The organism is Acinetobacter sp. FY683 (assembly GCF_059515885.1).
Map to the genome: position 1 here is coordinate 40,964 of NZ_JCAKNA010000008.1, position 20,386 is coordinate 61,349.

Sequence of the window (20,386 nt, forward strand, 5' to 3'; positions counted from 1 at the left end):
GGGAATAACCTAAAAAATTTTATATCTTGAGTATTGTAGCCGATCTACAAGAACACTGCTTAGAAATTGGAGTAATGATGTTTAGGTACTACTCCAATTTCTAGTTTTGGGGTTTGAATTAAGTGTTTTGTATTGCAGGGTGTTTTGATCGAGTAATCATAAAACCAAAGGCTGCAGCAAAAATATACATAAAAATTGAATACACTGCGGCAGGCATGGCAATGGTGGTGTTTGCCATAACGGTTAATGCAATGGTCATGGCTAAAGTACTATTATGAATGCCAATTTCAAAGGCGCAAGCACGTGCTTGCGTACTGCTAATACCTAAAAGACGCGGCACAAAATATCCTATGGCTAAACTGAATGCACAAAACAGAGCTGTTGCAAGCCCAACTTGAGTTAAATATGTCGCAATATTTTGACGCTCTGCAAATATTGCAAGAATAATAATCGCGATTAGGAAGATGACAGCAAAAATGCGTAAAGGCTTATTTAGTTTTTCAGTTAACTTAGGCGCATAGTGTCGAATGAGCATTCCAATAGCAACGGGAACAATAATAATGGCAAATACTTGCACTATTTTTGACAAAGGTAGTGCGATTTGCTGACTTTCTTGCATAAAGTGCAATATAGAAAAGTTCATAATTAAAGGTAGAGTAACAGCTGCCACCACTGAATTTATTGCGGTTAAACTAATATTAAGCGCAATATCTCCTTTAAATAAGTAACTAAATAAGTTTGCTGTACTACCACCCGGAGAGGCTGCAAGTAGCATTAAACCCACGGCAAGTAATGGTGGTAATGCAAGAACTTTACATAATATAAAGGCAACACCCACCAAAATAACCAATTGACAAAATAAGGCAATGAGTACTGCTTTAGGATGTTTAGAAACACGTTTAAAATCGTTAAGGGTTAGTTCTAGGCCTAAACCAATCATAATAATGGCTAATGCTAAGGGCAAAAGCACAGTAATAATTCCCATATTCATAGATTACTCCTGTAAATATTGTCATTTTTTGCATATTCCATATGCACTTACTTGTTTTGAATATTAGTTTTAATATTTTAAATATAAGGTTATATAAACCATACTTATATGAGCCTTGTAAACCACAAAAAATGACGGTGTTTTATTAGGTTTATATGCGAGTGTTTGTTTGTTGAAAATGACTATATTTTTAATACATTTTTTTATTACGATAAATTCGACTTAATTTGTCAACTTAGACGCTAAATTTTGCTACAATATTCAGTCATTATTTTTATCTCTCAATACCATTATGCATTATCCTAAAGTTTACGATGTCATTGTTATCGGCGGTGGTCACGCAGGTACAGAAGCAGCATTGGCTGCGGCACGTATGGGTCGACAGACTTTACTCTTAACTCACAATATTGAGACTTTAGGGCAGATGAGCTGTAACCCAGCCATTGGTGGTATTGGTAAGTCACATCTTGTGCGTGAAATTGATGCCTTGGGCGGTGCAATGGCACTTGCTGCCGATAAAGGCGGTATCCAATTTCGTATTCTAAACTCTCGTAAAGGTGCGGCAGTTCGTGCAACACGTGCTCAAGCAGACCGTGTACGTTTTAAAGCTGCAATTCGTGAAACATTAGAAAACCAAGCAAATTTAGATATTTTCCAACAAGCAGCAGATGATTTAATTGTTGAAGGCGATACCGTTAAAGGCGTAATTACGCAAATGGGTGTACGCTTCGATGCGAAAACTGTTGTATTAACAACGGGTACATTCTTAGGCGGTGTAATTCACATTGGTCTAAACAATGCATCAGGCGGTCGTGCGGGTGATCCTCCGTCTATTTCTTTAGCTGCACGTTTACGTGAGTTAAATTTACCTGTAGGTCGTTTAAAAACAGGTACGCCACCACGTATTGATGCACGTTCAGTTGATTTCTCTGTAATGACAGCACAGCCGGGTGATTTCCCATCTCCGACCATGTCATTTATGGGTGATGCTTCAATGCATCCTGAACAAGTGAATTGCTATATCACGCATACGAATGAACGTACACATGACATTATTCGTGGCGGTTTAGACCGTTCACCAATGTATACAGGTGTAATTGAGGGTGTGGGTCCACGTTACTGCCCATCAATTGAAGATAAAATTCATAAATTTGCCGACAAAGATTCTCACCAAGTGTTTATTGAACCTGAAGGTTTAGATACACACGAGCTTTATCCAAATGGTATTTCTACATCTTTACCATTTGATGTTCAGTTTGAATTGGTTCGCTCGATTCGTGGTATGGAGAATGCACATATTCTTCGTCCAGGTTATGCAATTGAGTACGATTATTTCAACCCACAAGCATTGAAATTCTCTTTAGAAACTAAAGCCATTAATAACTTGTATTTTGCAGGTCAAATTAACGGTACAACAGGTTATGAAGAAGCGGGTGCGCAAGGTTTACTTGCAGGCTTGAACGCTGCACGCCGTGCATGGGATCAAGAGCAGTGGACACCGAAACGTGATGAAGCGTATATGGGTGTTCTTGTGGATGATTTAATTACATTAGGTACAAAAGAACCGTACCGTATGTTCACTTCACGTGCGGAATATCGTTTGATGCTTCGTGAAGATAATGCCGATCAGCGCTTAACAGCAATTGGTCGTGAAATGGGTCTTGTGGATGATGCACGTTGGGATTCTTTCTGCCAAAAAATGGAAGCGATTGAAACTGAAAAAGGTCGTTTACAGCATCTTTGGGCTGCGCCAAATAATCCTTTAGGTAAGAAGTTTGTAGATTTAACAGGCGATGATTTATCTAAAGAAACCAATGCGATTGATTTGTTAAAACGTCCAAATATTAATTTCTCACAAATTGCTGAAATTACAGGTTCTGAAGTTTCTGCGTTTGTTGGTGAGCAAATTGAAATTGCGGTGAAATATGCGGGTTATATTAACCGTCAGCAAGAAGATGTTGCTCAAATGAAGCGTCTTGAAGAAACTCAAATTCCTGCTGATTTTGATTATGATGTGGTTTCAGGTCTTTCTCGTGAAATTACGTTGAAGTTAAAGGATGTTCGCCCTGAAACTTTAGCGCAAGCAAGTCGTATTCCAGGTGTTACACCTGCGGCTGTTCAATTGGTGATGATTACAATTCGTAAAAATAACCAAGCGAAAAAATCTGCATAAGATTTTGAGCTAATAAAAAAACCCGCTAAATGCGGGTTTTTTTATGTTTTTACGACACTATTATAAAAAACTATCGAACGATCATGAAAACAAAGTGATTGATTTAAACTATTGTTTTATTAAGTTTTAATTATAATAAATACAAATAAGACCTTATGTTCTTTTGTATTGAATTCAGACTAAATTACTGTACTTTCATTTGTGGCGATACTAATGTAGTGATGTTTATTCATCTTTAATATCTAGAGAATGTGCAATGAGTTTATTAACAAATTCATTCACTAAGGATAGAACGATGAATATTCAAAGCAGCAAAATGCAAAAAATATTGACCGTGTTTTTATGTTTCTGGGTGGCTTTTTTCGAAGGTTTCGATTTACAAGCGCCAGGTATTGCAGCAAAAGGAATCGCTGAAACATTTGCATTAGACCAAGTTCAGTTAGGTTATGTATTTAGCCTAGGCGTATTTGGAATGCTATTTGGTGCATTTTTAGGTGGTCGTGTCGCAGACTATCTAGGACAAAAGAAAGTTCTTATTTTGTCTATTTTAATTTTTGGCGTATTTATGACCATTACGGCAATCGCACCAAATACCGAAATTTTATATATTGCACGCTTTTTAACAGGCTTAGGTTTAGGTGCTGCAATGCCAACCATGATTTCTGTGGTAGGTGATGAAGCAACTGAACAAAATCGCGGTAAATTAAATAGTCTGATGTATTGCGGACTACCTGTAGGTGCAATTTTTGTAGCAGGTTTAGCAGTATTCTTTAAAGATATTGCTTGGCAAACTTTATTCTTAATTGGTGGTTTAACTCCACTGATTCTTATTCCTTTTATGATGATTATTCTAAAAGATAAGAAAAAAGAGAATGTTGCGATAGATCAAGCTGATGTACCTAAAATGGCGGAAGTTCTATTTGCCGAGCAGCGTTATAAGTACACAGTACCACTTTGGGTAAGCTTCTTTTTCACATTAATGATCAACTATATTTTGATTAGTTGGTTACCAAATTTATTAATGGCGCAAGGCTTAGAAAAGCAACAAGCATTTATGATTATGTTGTTATTCCAAGTGGGAGCTGTCATTGGAACATTAGGTTTGGGGTACTTATTAGACCGTTTAAAGCTTTGGCAAATGGCGTGTATTATTTACATTGGTCTATTATTTGCGGTTGTTCTTCTATTCACAACAAACTCAATTGCGATGCTTGTTTTTGCCGGAATTATGGGTGGTATTTTTTCTACTGGTGGTCAATCAATTTTATACGGTATTTCACCTATCTTTTACTCAGGTCAGGGCAAAGTGACAGGTGTAGGAAGCGCGATTTCACTTGGGCGTTTAGGTGCAATGACAGGACCATTGCTTACAGGAAAAATACTTGCTTTAGGATTAGGTACGACAGGTATTTTAATCGCAAGTGCTCCGGGTATCATTATCTCTGCAATTGCGGTTACTGCTTTATCTAAATATAAAGCCAGTTTGAAAGATAAATAATTTAAAGATCTAATGATTTAAAAAGACGATGTATTTAAAAGCTAAAGTGACTACGGTTACTTTAGCTTTTTTCTTGATAAGAACAGCAAGTTTCATCTTTAATAGCAAAGATGATTTATTTAGCACATCAACTTATTTCACAAAAAAGAGTAAAACGATTAAATTAATTTTATGTTTAAAACAAGAGGTAAATATGATGACAATGAAGCGTATTCGTTATAACAATTCAGATTTAGCATGCTTATGCTCAAACTGAACTGTCAAATAACTCGTATAAAGAGCAACGAAGTTTGTAATATCGGGTGTCTTGTTTGCAAGCTTCGATTTCTATAAACCAACAGCGCAAAAAATGACAAAAATATAAAAATAAAATTATAAAGTCCCTTAATTGGGGCTTTTTTTAATCTTCAATTTCATAAACAGCATTATATACATCTATCGGTTCAATATCTTGAATGCGTCGTCCAAAGCTGCGCAACCACCAAACAAGCTGAGAGGTGAAGGGAACAGATGCTTGTATTTGAACTAAGTCATTGCCTAAATCTTCCATCACCTGATCTTTACTTAGCTGACTTTCTTCAAAGTATGCTGCATTTTCAGTGGTCATGGTGAGTTTTAATTTCACCAAATCAGTTGGTTTTGTATAGTCTACACGGAAACCTAATGCACCCGATTCGATATATTTATCTATATCAAAATCAACAGGATGTAATGCACGAGAATTCAGAACTTTGGCTGTTTTAAAACGATGTAAGGCAAAAGTTTGTATATCTGTTTTATCCAAACGGGTGCATATTAAATAAATAACAGCACCTTTTTGAACCAATGCTAAGGGGTTAAGTACATAGGTTTTTTCCTCTGCACCAATTGTACGTGCATGATAAACACATTCAAGTTGCTTATCTTGCAATAATCCTTCATAAATGGCTTGTTGAGAACCACGATCTACCAAGGGTGGAATAAGTGGTTGATTTGCAGGAACAATACGAACGCGGTTAATCCATTGGCGAACGTTATTTTGGGTAGATAAACTTCGACGTGCAAGGTCAAACCATGGGTTCATTTCCTCCACCAAACTTGGTGGAAGTAAATGTTTTAGATGTTCTTCAACCATCATAAAGGTGACTGCTTGAGAGCTTGTCATATGTGGCAAACTTTGAATTGGTGCATCTGCACGCCAGCGCCAACCTTGTGGAACTGTCCCATTATTTTCAATAGGAAAGCGTTGTGATATTTGGTTTAAATCTCGTTGAATCGTTCGCAAACTGATATCGATACCTTCACGTTGTAATATTTCTTGTAATTCACGTGTACCCATCCATTTTCCTGTAGATAGACGGGAAAGAATTTGCCATTGGCGATATAGAGTATTCGAAGTTTCTTTTTCTTGTGCTTGCATAAGGAATCAAAAGATAATGAATTGAAAATATGAGTTGAATACAGCACACAATATGAAAACTATATTCTTTTAGCAAGTAAATTTAATAATTTCATATTCAATCGATAGTTCTTCTATACTTGCAATTTAATTTTAAAACACATAGCTTCTTCATTATTAGAATAATTTTGGCACTTAAATTGCTTACAATAATTACATAAAATTACAAAGTAGAGGTTTGTATGCTTAAAGAAGATTATGGCTTAGATAACACTTTAGAAAATGTGGCTACAAATCAGAGTATCGAAACACCACCATCATATATATTCACACAGTCTGCTGTAGCGAAAACTAAATATACAAACAACGAGTTAAGTTCGCGTTTCTTTAATGAATTATTAGATGATAAATCTATGTCTGGAAATGCGGGACCAAATATTGAGCGATGGTTAGCGCAACATAGTTTAAACGATTTGCATGCTTTAAATGATGCAGCAAAAACACATTTCTTATATGAAGGTATTACTTTTTCGGTTTATGGGGAGCAAGAAGGGATTGAACGAACGATTCCATTCGATGTTATTCCACGCATTATTGCGAAAAAACAATGGAATACAATCGCTTTAGGATGTGCACAACGTGTAAGAGCTTTAAATCTATTTTTACATGATATTTATCATCAACAAGAAATTTTAAAAGCAGGCATTGTTCCTGAGTTGCAAGTGCTTACGCATGAAGCATATCAGCCACATATGTTTTCACATGACCTAAAAGGAAAAATTTATAGTCAAATTAGCGGTATTGATATTATTCGCGATCGCGTAGGTGATTTTTATGTACTTGAAGATAATTTAAGAACACCATCTGGCGTGTCTTATATGCTTGAAGGACGTAAAATTAGTCAAAAATTAATGCCAGATTTATGTAAGCAAAACAATATTTCAGCGATTGAACAGTATCCGCAATTGTTAAGAGAAATTCTTGCAGAAAATGCTTATGTAGATAATCCAATGATTGTGGTACTTACGCCAGGTAAATATAACAGTGCTTATTATGAACATGCATTTTTAGCAAGAGAAATGGATGTGCCATTGGTGACATCTAAAGATTTATTTGTTGAAAATGACAAAGTATTTGTCAAAACAATTCGTGGTCGTCAGCAAGTTCATGTGATTTATCGCCGTTTAGATGATGCCTTTATCGATCCACTTTGCTTTAAACCTGATAGTACTTTAGGGGTACCTGGTTTGATGTCGGCATATTTACAAAACAATGTTGTTATCGCAAATGCACCAGGTACAGGGGTTGCAGATGATAAATCAATTTATCCTTATGTAGATAAAATGATTAGTTTTTACTTAGGTGAAGAACCTGTTCTTAAAAATGTACCAACGTATCAATGTCGTGAACAACAAGATTTAGATTATGTGCTCGAAAATCTTGAAAAATTGGTGGTGAAAGAAGCACAGGGTTCAGGTGGATACGGCATGCTTATTGGACCACATGCATGTGAAAAAGAACTTTCAGCTTTTAGAGATAAGCTTATTGCTACACCACATTTATATATTGCACAGCCTACATTAGAGCTTTCTGTTTCGCCAACATTAACTGATAAAGGTATTGCAGAAAGACATATTGATTTACGCCCATTTGTTTTGAGCTCGCCGTATAGAACTGAAATTGTTCCGGGTGGCTTAACACGAGTAGCAATGGAAGAAGGTTCTTTAGTGGTGAACTCATCGCAAGGTGGGGGTATTAAAGATACATGGGTTGTCGATTCTCTACATTCATAAGTTTTAGATATTAGGGGAATAAAAATGATTTTATTAAATACAAGTGCAGAAAACATTTTTTGGTTAGGACGTTATATTTCACGTATCCAATATTTATGTCATCAATTTCCATTTAAGCAAGATAATGAAGCCATTCAATATGCATCTGCATTTTGTTTGCCCGCATTTGATGCAATTTCACTCAATGAGTTGGTTTTGGATGAAAGTAATGCTGTTTCATTTAAGCAGCAATTTGCATATACCAAAGATAATATTCATTCTTTACGTGGTGTGCTGACAGCATTTGGTTATGCTGAATTGAATAAGCTGATTAAGTTGGCAAGTGAAAACCCAGGTTATATCTGTGATGTTGTGGGTGAGTGTTTGGATGTACTTGAAGCAGAATCTCACGACGTTTTTTTATTTTTTAAATTGGGACAAAATATTGAGCAAATTGACCGTCTGATTCGTTTAAATCAAGAAATAGATGAAGCTTTGCAGGAGCTCAGTATTGTAATTGCACTATTAGAAGAATTAGGTTGGGATGCAATTACTGAAGCTTGGGGGAGTTTATCAAAAGAACCTAATGCAACTAACTTTTACCAATTTAGCCATAGTATTCATCAAATGTTTGAGGTGGACGCATGAAATTAATGGTCAATCATCAAACTCATTATTCATATTCAGAAGAAGCTTCAAATAGTATTCAATACATTAAAATGATGCCATTTAATAATAGGCATCAGAATGTTAGATCTTGGGATATTAGTGTCCCTGGTGAAAAGCAAATTAAACGAGATGCATTTAATAATATTTGGATTACTAGTACGCAGCGCTATGCTTATCAGCAAATGACGATCATGGCACAAGGAATTGTTGAGCTAAATTCAACACCTGAAAATGGTCTAGATGACCAGATGAATCCGTATTTATTTATGCAGCCGACACCAAGCACGATGTGTAATGCAGAAATGAAAGAGTTTGCACATCGTTGTGTGCCTGTTGTGGATTATGACAGTTTAGTATATTTAGCTGCTGCTATTTTGGAATATATTCCTTATGTACCACAAAGTACGCATGTGAATACAACAGCTATTGAAGCATTTCAGCGTAAAGAAGGAGTATGTCAAGATCATAGTCATGTCTTCATTGCAATGTGTAAATCTTTAGGGCTTGCAGCGCGTTATGTGTCTGGATATTTGTATGTACCCAATCTTTCTCATCTTGCCAGTCACGCATGGGCTGAAGTTTTTTTAAACGATTCATGGTATTGTTTCGACATTAGTAATCAATTATTTACGCCTAGTTCACATATTTACGTTGCAGTTGGACGTGACTATTGGGATGTTGCACCCGTAAGAGGAATGCGCGAAAAGGGTGGGCTAGAAACAATGCACTCTATTGTGCAGGTTTTAGCGTGTTAAAAAAGAAAAGAGGATGTTATGACTTATTGCTGTGCGCTACGTTTAAAAGAAGGTTTAGTATTTATTAGCGATACGCGCACAAATGCGGGTGTAGACCATATTTCGGTATTTAGAAAGTTATATATTTTTGGTAAAGAGGGTGAGCGCTTTTTTACAATTCAAACCTCTGGGAATTTGGCAACAACTCAGGCTGTAATTGGGTACTTAAAAAATCAGCTCACGTTAAAACAAGAGCCAAATTTATATAGTGTAAATACGATGTTTGAAGTGGCTGAATTGGTAGGTCAAACGCTACGTAAGGTAATTAGTGATGTAACGGCCGACACTTTAGAGCAAAGCAATTATTATTGTAGTTTATTGGTTGGTGGGCAAATAGGTGAAGAACCTTTACAGCTATATAATATTTATCCTCAAGGGAATTTTATTAGTGCAACCAAAGACACACCATTTTTCCAAATTGGTGAAAGTAAATATGGAAAACCTATTTTAGATCGTGCTTTAAGTTATGACATGCAAATTGATGAAGCGCTTAGATGTGCTTTAATATCGTTTGACTCAACTTTAAGATCTAATGTGTCTGTAGGTATGCCATTGGATGTTTTGGTTTATAAAAAAGATAGCCTACACGTTCCTGAAGGCAAAAGAATTAATGAATCAGATCAATATTTTCAAGAAATTAGTAAACAATGGTCTGAAACTTTGAAAAAAGGCTTACAAGAACTCCCAAAACCGACTAAAGATTATTTTGATTAAATGCTTTATTTCTTCTTATAAAACAAGTACATTGTTATTTTTGGTAGTATGATTTTTATACAGACATAAGGTGGGGATATGTACCAATTAAGTTATGCTAGTTATTCAATTTCGGAAGCTGATAAATTATTTGAAGATCTAAGAAGTATTTTAAAAGAAGCTCGTGACTTTAATGTTATTCATAAAATTACAGGTGTTCTTTATTTTGCAGATCAATACTTTTTCCAATGCTTGGAGGGGAGAAAAGAAGACTTAGAGTTCCTTGTTGAAAAGTTAAAAAAAGATTCAAGGCATAAGGATTTTACACTCTTTGAATGTAAGCCTATAGATAAATTACATTTTAAAGATTGGTCAATGAAATATGTAAAACGTAATAGTCTGATTCAAGATTATATGCGTGAACAGGGTTTTCAGCGATTTCAACCAAAACAATTGCGATTACATCAAGTAGATAAGTTGATAGGATTGTTGGTTGATATTGAAGATTAATTTTAAAAAAAAGCCCAAATTATTTTGGGCTTTTTTTTCTTTTACGTATTAAATTTTCTTGCGAATAGGGCGGTTGCTTAATCGGCATAATAGTTCATAGCCAATTGTACCATTGGCTTCAGCAACATCATCTACTAAGCGATTTTTACCCCAAAGCTCAACTTCAGTACCTATTTTTATGTTTAAACCTGTTACATCAATTGCAATCATATCCATTGCTACACGACCAATCACAGGAACTTTTTGACCATTGATTGCAACAAAGTTCTGTTTAAAGAAAGCACGTGGATAACCATCACCATAGCCAATTGAAACAATAGCAAGTTCAGTTTCTTTATCTGCAATAAATGTAGAGCCATATCCTACAGATTCACCTGCCTGAATGGTATTTAAAGCAATAATTTCTGCTGTAAATGTCATAACTGGCTTAATATCTAGGTCTTGTACAGTTTTGTCAGCAAAGGGGCTTGCACCGTATAGCATAATTCCAGGGCGTACAAAATCAAAATTAAGCTCAGGCCATTTAAAAATAGCAGCCGAATTACAGCAAGATGCCATGATTGGAGCGCATGCTTCTTTTACGTGTAAGAACTGCTGTTTTTGTTGTTCATTTAAAGGGTGGTGATCTGCATCAGCATTTGCAAAATGCATGGCAAGTACACAAGTAAACCCTTCAGATTTTAAAAGATGAATGACGTTGATAATTTCAGGTACTTTAAAGCCTAAACGGTTCATACCACTATTCAGTTTCACCCAAACTTTTAAATTTTTTGCAATATAGGCATTTTTGTGGCTAAGCAACCAGTCAACTTGTTGTTGATGGTGAACAATAATTTCAATATTTTGATCAATTGCGATTTGCATTTCTGTATCAGAAAAAATACCTTCAATCAGCGTAATGGGTTGTTCATAGCCTAATGCACGAATTTCAAGGGCTTCTTCTAAACAAGCTACACCAAAAGCATCTGTATTTGATAAGGCTGCTAAACAGTCTTTTACGCCATGTCCATAGGCATTGGCTTTCACCATGCTGACAATTTTAGCTGTTGGGGCAAGTTGTTTAACGCGATTTAAATTATATTGTAGTGATTCACTGTCAATATAAACAGTTGCTTGGCGCACCTGAATAACTCCTTAAACGAGGAAATAGGGTAACGGATTATCTATTGAGTGACTTAGATCAAATGGAATATGTTTAATTCATCTCACTTACATAATGGTATGAATAATCATGATGTTATTAAAAAATCATGTCATAAGACTAGAAACACAATAGATATAAATGTGATTGTTATTGTATGCCTATATAAGTTGTTTTTGTATATATAGTCATAATTGTCTAGGTGATTTTTCTCAATATTTAAATATTATTTAGGAGGTAATCTTACGGAGAAATCGACTTCACCATTTATATCTGGACGCAAACTAATATAATAGGTTTTACTGCTGTTGCATGCACTTACAGTCCAGTATTCAATGACTTCTTTAATACGTCCTTCTGGAGTTTGGTCAATTTTAGAAATTTGGGTATAAATAGAATCAATTTTTCTACATTTCTGTCCGAACCATGTGTTTAATGATTGAGAAATTGTTTTTTTTATATCTTTTTTTAAGATGTTATCTGCAGCGCTTTCACCTGAAAATTCAGAACTCGCTATAAGTGAATTACTGCAACTGAAAAAAATAATAAAAAATAAAAATTTACGCATAATTACTGCTCTTATTTATTTTGAAGGATAAATAGTAAATTCAGAGATCTTAAAATACTATTTATCCTAGAGCATTTAATGGCTTAAGTATAGGTATAGAAATACGTAGTAATTTTATTCTTCGTCATCATATTGAGCGTAGAATTCAGGAGATAAGTTACTAAAACGCGTGTATTGCCCTTCAAAGGCAAGACGTACTGTACCAATAGGACCATTACGTTGCTTACCAATAATAATTTCAGCGGTACCTGCTTCTTTAGATTCTTTGTTATATACCTCATCACGATAAATAAACATAATCAAATCGGCATCCTGCTCAATCGCACCTGATTCACGTAAGTCAGACATTACAGGGCGCTTATTCGGTCTATTCTCAAGTGATCGGTTAAGCTGTGAAAGTGCAATTACAGGGCACTGCATTTCTTTGGCAAGTGCTTTTAAGCTTCGTGAAATTTCCGAAATCTCACCTACACGGTTATCGCCCATGCCTGGAACTTTCATTAACTGAAGGTAATCGACCATAATACAGCCGAGTTTTCCACCATGTTGTTTGGCAATACGACGTGCGCGTGAACGTACTTCAGTTGGTGGTAAAGCAGACGAGTCATCAATATAAAGATTTTTTTCTTGTAAGTGCACAATGGTACTGGTTACTTTTGACCATTCGTCACTGTCCATTTTACCTGAGCGCAAATGTCCCTGATGTACTCGACCAAAAGACGAAATTAGACGCATTGCAATGGAGTCTGCAGGCATTTCCATCGAGTAAACAAGTGCAGGGAGATTGTTGTTGAATAGTACACTTTCAACTAAATTCATAGCAAAAGTAGTTTTACCCATAGACGGACGTGCCGCAACAATAATTAAATCACCTGCTTGCATACCAGAAGTTTTGTTATCTAGCTCAACAAATCCTGTAGTTAAACCTGTAATACTACCTTCAGTTTGTGAAAGTTCATTTAACTTATCAAATACATCTGCAACAACGGTATTAATGGCTTTTGGCCCAGCGTTTTTCTTATTGTTGTTATGTTGTTCGGCAATTTGGAAAATATTAGTTTCTGCTAAGTCTAAAATTTCACTGACATTACGACCTTTAGTATCATAAGCATTCTGTAAAATTTCAGAGCTCACTTTAATCATATTTCTTAAAGTTGAAAATTCTTTAATTTTTGTGGCATAGGTTTCAATGTTATAGAAACTTGATGGAGAATCTGCCATTAACTGCATTAAATATTCTTCACCGCCTGCAGCATCGAGCAGATTTTGCTTAATAAGCCAGTCATTGACTAATACCGCATCGTAAGGTGAGTTTTCTTTTGCAAGTGTATCGATTGCACGGAAAATATATTTGTGGCGTGTTGCATAAAAATCAGATTCTTGAAGTACATCACCTACTTGTTCAAAGGATTCAGCAACAGTCATTAATGCAGCAAGTACAGCTTGTTCAATCGCCAAATTATGTGGTGGCGTACGAAACTCTTTAAGCTGTGCACTTTCGCTAGCGTTAGGTGCTGTTTTAGTCGAATTTTGTTTTGAGTTGGCAGTAGCCTGTGACATATAAATCCCTGATTTTAAAACAGTATATTCAGAATTTTTTTAATGTTTAATTAAGCATTAAGCAATGAATTGTTAATTTAAATCATACGTGTTCTGCAAACAAATTGCGACTTGAATTTAAAAAATTCTAGAAGCAAATAATGTGAAGTATTAACAAGAATAGAGAAGGGGTTTTTACAGATAAAAAAAGAGCATGCGAAAGCATGCTCTTTTTTTTGCAAGAAATTACTCAGATACGATAGTAACGAGAACTTCAGCAACAACATCATGATGCAATTGGATTGCGATGTTGAATTCGCCAGTATGACGAAGCGCACCGTTTGGTAAACGAACTTCAGCGCGGTCTACAACAAGACCAGCATTCGTTAACGCATCAGCGATGTCACGAGTACCGATTGAACCGAATAATTTACCTTCGTCACCAGCTTTCGCAGTGATTACGATATTTACTTCGTTCAATTGGTCAGCACGTGCTTGAGCAGCAGCTAATACTTCAGCTTCTTGCTTTTCAAGTTCAGCGCGACGAGCTTCAAAAGCAGCAGTGTTTGATTCTGTTGCAGCTACAGCGATACCCTGAGGGATCAAGTAGTTACGACCGTAACCAGCTTTAACTGATACTTTATCGCCTAATTTACCTAGGTTTTTAACGCGTTGTAATAAAATAATATCCACAGCTCAACCTCACTTATGATTGTCAGTGTAAGGGATCAAAGACAAGTAGCGAGCTTGTTTAATAGCAAGCGCCAATTGACGTTGGTAACGAGCTTTAGTACCTGTAATACGGCTAGGAACAATTTTGCCGTTTTCAGTGATGTACTGTTTTAAAGTGTCGATGTCTTTGTAATCGATGTACGTAACGTTCTCAGCTGTAAAGCGGCAGAACTTGCGACGACGGTAAAAACGTGCCATGTTATGTTCTCCTTATGCTTCAGCAGAGTCTTGGTTAGCTTGTTGTGCTTCTTCACGTTGAGCTTTACGCGCACGTTTTTCTTCAGCACTCTTAGCCAATAATGACTCTTCAGTGATAGCGTTTTCACGACGGATGATAAGGTTACGAAGGATTGCATCGTTGTAACGGAACAATTCTTCTAATTCATCAAGCGTAGTTTGACCGCATTCTACGTTCATAAGAATGTAGTGTGCTTTATGAATTTTGTTAATTGGGTAAGCCAATTGACGACGGCCCCAATCTTCAAGACGGTGAATTTGACCTTCAGCTTCTTTGATGTGAGTTAGGTAACGTTCTACCATACCCACTACTTGATCGCTTTGATCAGGATGTACTAAAAGTACGATTTCGTAGTGACGCATTGTCAGCTCCTTACGGATTATACAGCCTATAACAAAAGTTAAAGGCAAGGAGTCACAACCAAGGTTGTGTCGCATAAAAATGCGAAGCGTGATTTTAGTGCTTCTAGCAAGAAATTACAAGGAATTTGGTGAAATTAACTAGAGATGAAATTTACTGTAGAAGTGAAGAGGTGTTGCATTTTTATATTTATGAGAATAAAGACTCTAATAAAAGATAGAGAAGAACTCTATCTTTTAAAAAAGTACAATATTTGTGCTTGGTGTTATTGATGTGAAGCTAAAGCAAACACTGAGAACAGTAATTAAGATCACTGAATATAGGAAAAAGCGTTTTGCCCATAATTGATCATTTTGTGCTTTAAAGCCGAGTACAGCAATATACAACCAGTAAATGCAAAGAGCATTTATGATTACAAGGTAAATCCAGTTTGCATAACCAAATACAAAAAGAAGATTCATTGTAATTGTGAATAATACGACATAAATCAAAGATTCGATTTTTGTGCGTAATATTGTGCGTGCTACAGGTAAAATTGGAATACCTGCATTTTTGTAGTCATCGAAACGGTAAATTGCAATTCCCCAAGAATGAGGCATTTGCCATAGTGCATATCCTATAAATAAAATAAGAGCACCCAAATCAAATTGAGCTACAACAGCCGTATAGCCAATAACAGGGGGGCTTGCACCAGAAATACTACCAATTACAGTTTGATGAATAGATGTTCTTTTTGTCCATAGACTATAAAAGAAAACATAAACTACAAAACCAATAACAGCAAATAGAAAAGCATAGGCATTTACAGCAAACCATAAAATGCTAAAACCAATGATACCTAAAGCAAAAGCATAAACAGATGCAACAGGAACAGAAATGGTTTTTGTTACAAGCGCACGGTTTTGGGTGCGTTGCATTTTTTTATCTATGTCTTGATCAATGACGTTATTGATCACACATCCAGAGGCAACAACAAGCGTTGTACCAATGAGGGTGATGAGTAGGAGAAGGAAATCTACAGAACCTTGGGCGGCTAAAAAGAAGCCGCCCAAAGTGGTAACGAAGTTACCAAAGAGAATTCCTGGCTTAGTCAGGAATAAATACTTTTTCAGCATGACGACCAGTTTAGATCATCATGTTGAAGTGTAAGTGGTTCATGATCCATACAGAACCAATTAAAAGCACAGCAATACAAACAATTGTATAAATAAATGCAATTACGTTCCAACGTTGCTCTGAAGATGAGTTCATATGCAAGAAGTAAACTAATTGGATCAGTACCTGTGCAATTGCAGTAATTGCAATAACAGCTACCAATAAACCACGGCTAAATCCACCAGCCATTACCATACCAAAAGGGATGATGGTAAGAAGAACTGAAAGGATAAAACCAATTGTATATTGCTTCACATTACCGTGCGCAGCACCTGCAGCGTTATGTTCGTGACTCATTATAGTACTCCTAATAAGTAAACTACGCTGAATACACAAATCCAAACGATATCAAGGAAATGCCAGAATAAGCTTAGGCAAGCAAGACGACGAGTGTTTGCAAGAGTCAAACCATATTTCTTGATTTGAACCATTAACACGATCATCCAGATTAAACCTGAAGTTACGTGGATACCGTGAGTACCTACCAGCGTAAAGAACGCAGATAAGAATGCAGAAGTGCTTGGACCATGACCAGCGTGAACTAAATGCTGAAATTCATAAAGTTCCATGCCGATGAAGATAGCACCAAATATCCAAGTGATACCTAACCAAGTTAATACTTTAGCAACATCTTTTTTGTATGCAGCAAGAACCGCAAAACCAAAAGTTACTGAAGAAATTAAAAGAGCAAAAGTTTCAGTTAAAACGAAACCTAGAGAATCTGCGAACAGATCTTTTGCACTTGGTGTGCCAACTGGAATATGGCTACTTAATACAGCGAATGCAATGAAGAGTGTACCGAAAAGGATCAAGTCACTCATCAAGTATGTCCAAAAACCAAAGACAGTGATGTCAGTATCATCGTGGTGATGATCATCGTGTCCGTGGTTTTCGTGATGAAGTACGTCAGCCATTGTCTTAGTCCTTCTTCAAATGTTTTTCAAGAATCGCAAAGCGTTCGTTTTCAATACGTTCAACTTCAGCAGCTGGAACATAGTAATCAACTTTCTTCGTGAATGAAGAAATGATGAAGCTAACAATCGCAGCAACGAAACTAACAATAGCTAACCACCAAATGTGCCAAATTAATGCAAAGCCCATAAGTGTGATGATTAGACCCATAACAACACCGGCAGCGCGGTTAGTTGGCATGTGGATGTCTTCGTAATGAGTTGGTTTAACGTATGCAACACCGTTTTCTTTGTCAGTCCAGAAAGAATCAATACCATTGATTTCAGGAACATGAGCAAAGTTATAGAACGGAGCAGGAGAAGAAGTAGCCCATTCTGGAGTACGACCATCCCAAGCATCGCCAGTGTAGTCAATGCGTTGATTGCGTTGTAAGAAACCAACAACAATTTGCATAACGAAGCACAGAATACCAATCAAGATTAGTACAGAACCGAAGAAAGCAATAGCTAAGTACGGATCCCATTCTGGGTTGTCATATGTATTCAAACGACGAGTCATACCCATGAAACCAAGGATATAAAGTGGCATGAATGCAAAGTAGAAACCGAAGAACCAGAACCAGAAAGATGCTTTACCCCAAGTCTCATTCAGTCTCCAACCAAACATTTTTGGCCAGTAGAAAATGATACCCGCAAACATTGCGAATACTACACCACCAATAATTACGTTATGGAAGTGAGCGATAAGGAATAAAGAGTTGTGTACAAGGAAGTCCGCAGGTGGAACAGCCATTAATACACCAGTTAAACCACCGATACCGAAAGTCACAAGGAAGCCAAGTGTCCAAAGCATTGGTGTTGTATACGTAATACGACCCTTATACATTGTGAATAACCAAGAGAAGATTTTCACACCTGTAGGAATCGCAATTACCATAGTCATGATACCGAAGAACGCGTTAACGTTGGCACCAGCACCCATAGTAAAGAAGTGGTGAACCCATACCACGAACGCAAGAATTGTGATCGCGATAGTTGCATACACCATAGATTTGTAGCCGAATAACGTTTTACGAGAGAACGTTGAAACAACTTCTGAGTAAATACCAAAAGCAGGTAATACTAAGATATAAACTTCTGGGTGACCCCAAGTCCAAATCAAGTTCACGTACAACATTGGGCTACCGCCTAAGTCGTTAGTGAAGAAGTGGAAATCGAAGTAACGGTCAAGCGTTAACATTGCAATAGTTGCAGTTAACACAGGGAATGATGCAATGATTAACACAGCAGTACATAAAGATGTCCATGTGAAAATCGGCATATCCATAAGACCCATGCCAGGCGCACGCATTTTGATGATGGTAACGAAGAAGTTAACACCAGTTAAAAGCGTACCTAGACCAGATACTTGTAGAGCCCAGATGTAGTAGTCCATACCCACGCCAGGAGAATACTGAATGCCTGATAGTGGAGGGTAAGCCATCCAACCAGTTGCAGCGAATTCACCAATAACGAGAGAAGCCATCATTAGACCAGCAGCGCCGGCAAATAACCAGAAGCTTAGAGAGTTTAATAATGGGAAGGCAACGTCACGTGCACCAATTTGAAGTGGTACAGAGATGTTCATTAAGCCAACAACAAGACCCATCGCTACGAAGAAAATCATGATCACGCCATGGGCAGTGAAGATTTGGTCGTAATGTTCAGGGTGTAAATAACCTTCACCACCACCTTTTGCAAGGAATAGTTGAAGACGCATCATAATCGCATCAGCAAAGCCACGAAGTAGCATGATGATAGATACGAGAAGATACATGATACCGATTTTTTTATGGTCTACAGATGTGAACCATTCGTTCCACAAATACGTCCATTTTTTGAAATAAGTAATACCACCAATTATGGCAATACCACCTAAAATCATGAATGCAATCGTCACCAACACGATTGGATCGTGTGGGATTGCTTCAGGACCTAACTTACCTAATAAGCTCATGTGTTATTCCCCTTGAGAAGCAGCTGCATGTGCTTCAGAAGCTGAATGATCAGCGCCATGATAGTTCGACATGTAAGTATTGATTACAGATTCAAACAGACCTTTCTCAACAGAAGAATAATAAGTCACAGGGTGTGGCTTAGTCGGGTAAGGACCTTCTGCTTTAGCGATAGCCGCAAGTTTCTTCTCTAATTCAGTACGAGCAGTCTCATTCATCACTTCGATTTGGTGCGCAGAGCGGTTACCATCACGTAAAGTAGCGAATTCAGCTTTATCTAAAACAGTTTTTTGAACCGCTTCAGGGTTTATTAAAGTACCTTTACCTGCCTTAACGTCAGCTACCCATTCAGCAAATTGTGCTTCAGTCACAGAGTGAGCGCGGAAACGCATTTGTGAGAAACCATAGCCTGAATAGTTAGAAGAGAAGCCACGATAGCCTTCAGCTGGGCTAGTGCCATCTGCTAACAAATGAAGGTGAGTCTGCATACCAGCCATTGCATAAATTTGACCACTTAACGCCGGGATGAAGAAAGAGTTCATCGTGAAGTTAGAGGTTAAACGAAGGCTTACAGGAGTTTTTTCCGGGAAACGCAATTCGTTAATAGTTGCAATGTCTTGTTCTGGATAGATGAAGATCCATTTGAATTGTTCAGCAATAACTTGAACAGTTAATGGCGCTTTATCAGATTCAATCGGGCGGTATGGATCATATTTATGTGAACCAACCCACGTTAGAACCGCTAGAATACCAATAATAATCACAGGAATACCCCATACTACAATTTCAATTGCAGTTGAGTGTGCCCATGTAGGTTTATAGTCTGCATCTTTATTTGACGCGCGATATTTCCAACCAAACCATAAAGCCATCACGATTGATGGAATTACCACCAAAAGCATTAACCAAATCGCAGTCATCATCAGGTGACTTTGACCTGCTGCTACTGGACCTTTTGAGTTTAGAAGTACTAGATCACCACCGCAACCTGTTAAAAGTGCGGCCATCATTGATAAAGACAATACAGCTAAAGTCGTTTGTCTCATTTTACAACCTCGGTGAAGAGTCCCATTCCCTAATTAAATATGGGATAGCGATTAAAGTGTCTAATGTATTTGAGCTTTAATGTTTAAATTTAAACTAAAAATACTCTAATTTGTTAGACACCGCTACGTTGTAGGGCATTATGCCTTATATCTAAGAACTAAGCTATATCTAAAGATGCTTTAAATAACTGTAATAAAAACCAATTTTCTTAGTCGGAATTAAT

Annotated in this window: 20 protein-coding genes; 7 read left to right on the top strand and 13 right to left on the bottom strand. The window is 36.9% G+C overall.

The genetic code is table 11. The annotated features are described in order from the left end of the window. Window positions 1-118: 118 nt before the first annotated feature. Complete coding sequence (locus AC5YDH_RS06165; protein ID WP_496117741.1) at window positions 119-991, bottom strand: bile acid:sodium symporter family protein; 873 nt, start codon at window positions 989-991, stop codon at window positions 119-121. 292 nt (window positions 992-1,283) lie between these two features. On the opposite strand from AC5YDH_RS06165, the gene mnmG reads away from it, so the two are divergent. Together mnmG and mhpT are read left to right on the top strand one after the other, a co-directional pair. Beyond that, window positions 1,284-3,164, top strand: coding sequence for a tRNA uridine-5-carboxymethylaminomethyl(34) synthesis enzyme MnmG (mnmG, locus tag AC5YDH_RS06170; protein ID WP_496117743.1), 1,881 nt, complete (start codon window positions 1,284-1,286; stop codon window positions 3,162-3,164). A 295-nt stretch (window positions 3,165-3,459) separates the two neighbouring features. Next, on the top strand, window positions 3,460-4,662 hold the full coding sequence (mhpT, locus tag AC5YDH_RS06175) for a 3-(3-hydroxy-phenyl)propionate transporter MhpT (RefSeq protein WP_496117745.1): 1,203 nt from the start codon (window positions 3,460-3,462) through the stop codon (window positions 4,660-4,662). A gap of 400 nt (window positions 4,663-5,062) precedes the next feature. Here mhpT and AC5YDH_RS06180 read toward each other — a convergent pair whose 3' ends face one another. Then, window positions 5,063-6,061, bottom strand: coding sequence for a helix-turn-helix transcriptional regulator (locus tag AC5YDH_RS06180; RefSeq protein WP_496117746.1), 999 nt, complete (start codon window positions 6,059-6,061; stop codon window positions 5,063-5,065). Between the two features lie 221 nt (window positions 6,062-6,282). Here AC5YDH_RS06180 and AC5YDH_RS06185 point away from each other — a divergent pair, with 221 nt between their 5' ends. From AC5YDH_RS06185 to AC5YDH_RS06205, 5 genes are all read left to right on the top strand, one after another. Further along, window positions 6,283-7,833 (top strand): circularly permuted type 2 ATP-grasp protein, encoded by a 1,551-nt coding sequence (locus tag AC5YDH_RS06185; protein WP_496117748.1) that lies wholly within the window; start codon window positions 6,283-6,285, stop codon window positions 7,831-7,833. A gap of 24 nt (window positions 7,834-7,857) precedes the next feature. Next, entirely contained in the window at window positions 7,858-8,460 is a 603-nt protein-coding gene (locus AC5YDH_RS06190; protein ID WP_496117750.1) for an alpha-E domain-containing protein, read from the top strand. Then, entirely contained in the window at window positions 8,457-9,236 is a 780-nt protein-coding gene (locus AC5YDH_RS06195; protein ID WP_496117752.1) for a transglutaminase family protein, read from the top strand. The genes AC5YDH_RS06190 and AC5YDH_RS06195 overlap by 4 nt, the downstream gene beginning before the upstream one ends. An 18-nt stretch (window positions 9,237-9,254) precedes the next feature. Then, complete coding sequence (locus tag AC5YDH_RS06200; protein ID WP_496117754.1) at window positions 9,255-9,989, top strand: proteasome-type protease; 735 nt, start codon at window positions 9,255-9,257, stop codon at window positions 9,987-9,989. Between the two features lie 78 nt (window positions 9,990-10,067). Next, on the top strand, window positions 10,068-10,478 hold the full coding sequence (locus AC5YDH_RS06205; RefSeq protein WP_496117755.1) for a BLUF domain-containing protein: 411 nt from the start codon (window positions 10,068-10,070) through the stop codon (window positions 10,476-10,478). A gap of 48 nt (window positions 10,479-10,526) precedes the next feature. On the opposite strand, the gene alr is transcribed toward AC5YDH_RS06205, so the two are convergent. The 11 genes from alr to cyoA all read right to left on the bottom strand — a co-directional run bounded on the left by alr (window position 10,527) and on the right by cyoA (window position 20,162). Further along, window positions 10,527-11,600 carry an alanine racemase gene (gene alr / locus AC5YDH_RS06210; protein ID WP_496117757.1) on the bottom strand — a complete coding sequence of 358 codons (1,074 nt, stop codon included), beginning with the start codon at window positions 11,598-11,600 and terminating at the stop codon, window positions 10,527-10,529. 245 nt (window positions 11,601-11,845) lie between these two features. Beyond that, window positions 11,846-12,187, bottom strand: a complete 342-nt coding sequence (locus tag AC5YDH_RS06215) for a hypothetical protein (protein WP_496117758.1) — start codon at window positions 12,185-12,187, stop codon at window positions 11,846-11,848. Window positions 12,188-12,301: 114 nt separating this feature from the next. Further along, window positions 12,302-13,747, bottom strand: a complete 1,446-nt coding sequence (gene dnaB, locus AC5YDH_RS06220; protein ID WP_496117760.1) for a replicative DNA helicase — start codon at window positions 13,745-13,747, stop codon at window positions 12,302-12,304. Window positions 13,748-13,972: 225 nt separating this feature from the next. Then, a complete protein-coding gene (gene rplI, locus AC5YDH_RS06225; protein ID WP_496117762.1) occupies window positions 13,973-14,419 on the bottom strand; it encodes a 50S ribosomal protein L9 in 447 nt (148 codons plus the stop codon). A gap of 9 nt (window positions 14,420-14,428) precedes the next feature. Beyond that, complete coding sequence (gene rpsR, locus AC5YDH_RS06230; RefSeq protein WP_004278792.1) at window positions 14,429-14,656, bottom strand: 30S ribosomal protein S18; 228 nt, start codon at window positions 14,654-14,656, stop codon at window positions 14,429-14,431. A 12-nt stretch (window positions 14,657-14,668) separates the two neighbouring features. Then, on the bottom strand, window positions 14,669-15,058 hold the full coding sequence (gene rpsF / locus AC5YDH_RS06235) for a 30S ribosomal protein S6 (RefSeq protein ID WP_496117766.1): 390 nt from the start codon (window positions 15,056-15,058) through the stop codon (window positions 14,669-14,671). Between the two features lie 234 nt (window positions 15,059-15,292). After that, a complete protein-coding gene (cyoE, locus tag AC5YDH_RS06240) occupies window positions 15,293-16,171 on the bottom strand; it encodes a heme o synthase (protein WP_496117768.1) in 879 nt (292 codons plus the stop codon). A 10-nt stretch (window positions 16,172-16,181) separates the two neighbouring features. Continuing rightward, window positions 16,182-16,511, bottom strand: coding sequence for a cytochrome o ubiquinol oxidase subunit IV (gene cyoD / locus AC5YDH_RS06245; protein WP_496117889.1), 330 nt, complete (start codon window positions 16,509-16,511; stop codon window positions 16,182-16,184). After that, window positions 16,508-17,125: a cytochrome o ubiquinol oxidase subunit III gene (cyoC, locus tag AC5YDH_RS06250; protein WP_496117770.1), complete on the bottom strand. Its 618-nt coding sequence runs from the start codon at window positions 17,123-17,125 to the stop codon at window positions 16,508-16,510. The genes cyoD and cyoC overlap by 4 nt, the downstream gene beginning before the upstream one ends. A gap of 4 nt (window positions 17,126-17,129) precedes the next feature. Continuing rightward, entirely contained in the window at window positions 17,130-19,118 is a 1,989-nt protein-coding gene (cyoB, locus tag AC5YDH_RS06255) for a cytochrome o ubiquinol oxidase subunit I (protein WP_496117772.1), read from the bottom strand. A gap of 3 nt (window positions 19,119-19,121) precedes the next feature. Beyond that, on the bottom strand, window positions 19,122-20,162 hold the full coding sequence (cyoA, locus tag AC5YDH_RS06260; protein WP_496117774.1) for a ubiquinol oxidase subunit II: 1,041 nt from the start codon (window positions 20,160-20,162) through the stop codon (window positions 19,122-19,124). Window positions 20,163-20,386 lie beyond the last annotated feature (224 nt).

Excerpts from the sequence above, each read along its gene's own strand:
- AC5YDH_RS06165 (WP_496117741.1), bottom strand. The coding sequence starts at position 991 with ATGAATATGGGAATTATTACTGTGCTTTTGCCCTTAGCATTAGCCATT.
- mnmG (WP_496117743.1), top strand. The coding sequence starts at position 1,284 with ATGCATTATCCTAAAGTTTACGATGTCATTGTTATCGGCGGTGGTCAC.
- mhpT (WP_496117745.1), top strand. The coding sequence starts at position 3,460 with ATGAATATTCAAAGCAGCAAAATGCAAAAAATATTGACCGTGTTTTTA.
- AC5YDH_RS06180 (WP_496117746.1), bottom strand. The coding sequence starts at position 6,061 with ATGCAAGCACAAGAAAAAGAAACTTCGAATACTCTATATCGCCAATGG.
- AC5YDH_RS06185 (WP_496117748.1), top strand. The coding sequence starts at position 6,283 with ATGCTTAAAGAAGATTATGGCTTAGATAACACTTTAGAAAATGTGGCT.
- AC5YDH_RS06190 (WP_496117750.1), top strand. The coding sequence starts at position 7,858 with ATGATTTTATTAAATACAAGTGCAGAAAACATTTTTTGGTTAGGACGT.
- AC5YDH_RS06195 (WP_496117752.1), top strand. The coding sequence starts at position 8,457 with ATGAAATTAATGGTCAATCATCAAACTCATTATTCATATTCAGAAGAA.
- AC5YDH_RS06200 (WP_496117754.1), top strand. The coding sequence starts at position 9,255 with ATGACTTATTGCTGTGCGCTACGTTTAAAAGAAGGTTTAGTATTTATT.
- AC5YDH_RS06205 (WP_496117755.1), top strand. The coding sequence starts at position 10,068 with ATGTACCAATTAAGTTATGCTAGTTATTCAATTTCGGAAGCTGATAAA.
- AC5YDH_RS06215 (WP_496117758.1), bottom strand. The coding sequence starts at position 12,187 with ATGCGTAAATTTTTATTTTTTATTATTTTTTTCAGTTGCAGTAATTCA.
- dnaB (WP_496117760.1), bottom strand. The coding sequence starts at position 13,747 with ATGTCACAGGCTACTGCCAACTCAAAACAAAATTCGACTAAAACAGCA.
- rpsR (WP_004278792.1), bottom strand. The coding sequence starts at position 14,656 with ATGGCACGTTTTTACCGTCGTCGCAAGTTCTGCCGCTTTACAGCTGAG.
- rpsF (WP_496117766.1), bottom strand. The coding sequence starts at position 15,058 with ATGCGTCACTACGAAATCGTACTTTTAGTACATCCTGATCAAAGCGAT.
- cyoE (WP_496117768.1), bottom strand. The coding sequence starts at position 16,171 with ATGCTGAAAAAGTATTTATTCCTGACTAAGCCAGGAATTCTCTTTGGT.
- cyoC (WP_496117770.1), bottom strand. The coding sequence starts at position 17,125 with ATGGCTGACGTACTTCATCACGAAAACCACGGACACGATGATCATCAC.
- cyoB (WP_496117772.1), bottom strand. The coding sequence starts at position 19,118 with ATGAGCTTATTAGGTAAGTTAGGTCCTGAAGCAATCCCACACGATCCA.
- cyoA (WP_496117774.1), bottom strand. The coding sequence starts at position 20,162 with ATGAGACAAACGACTTTAGCTGTATTGTCTTTATCAATGATGGCCGCA.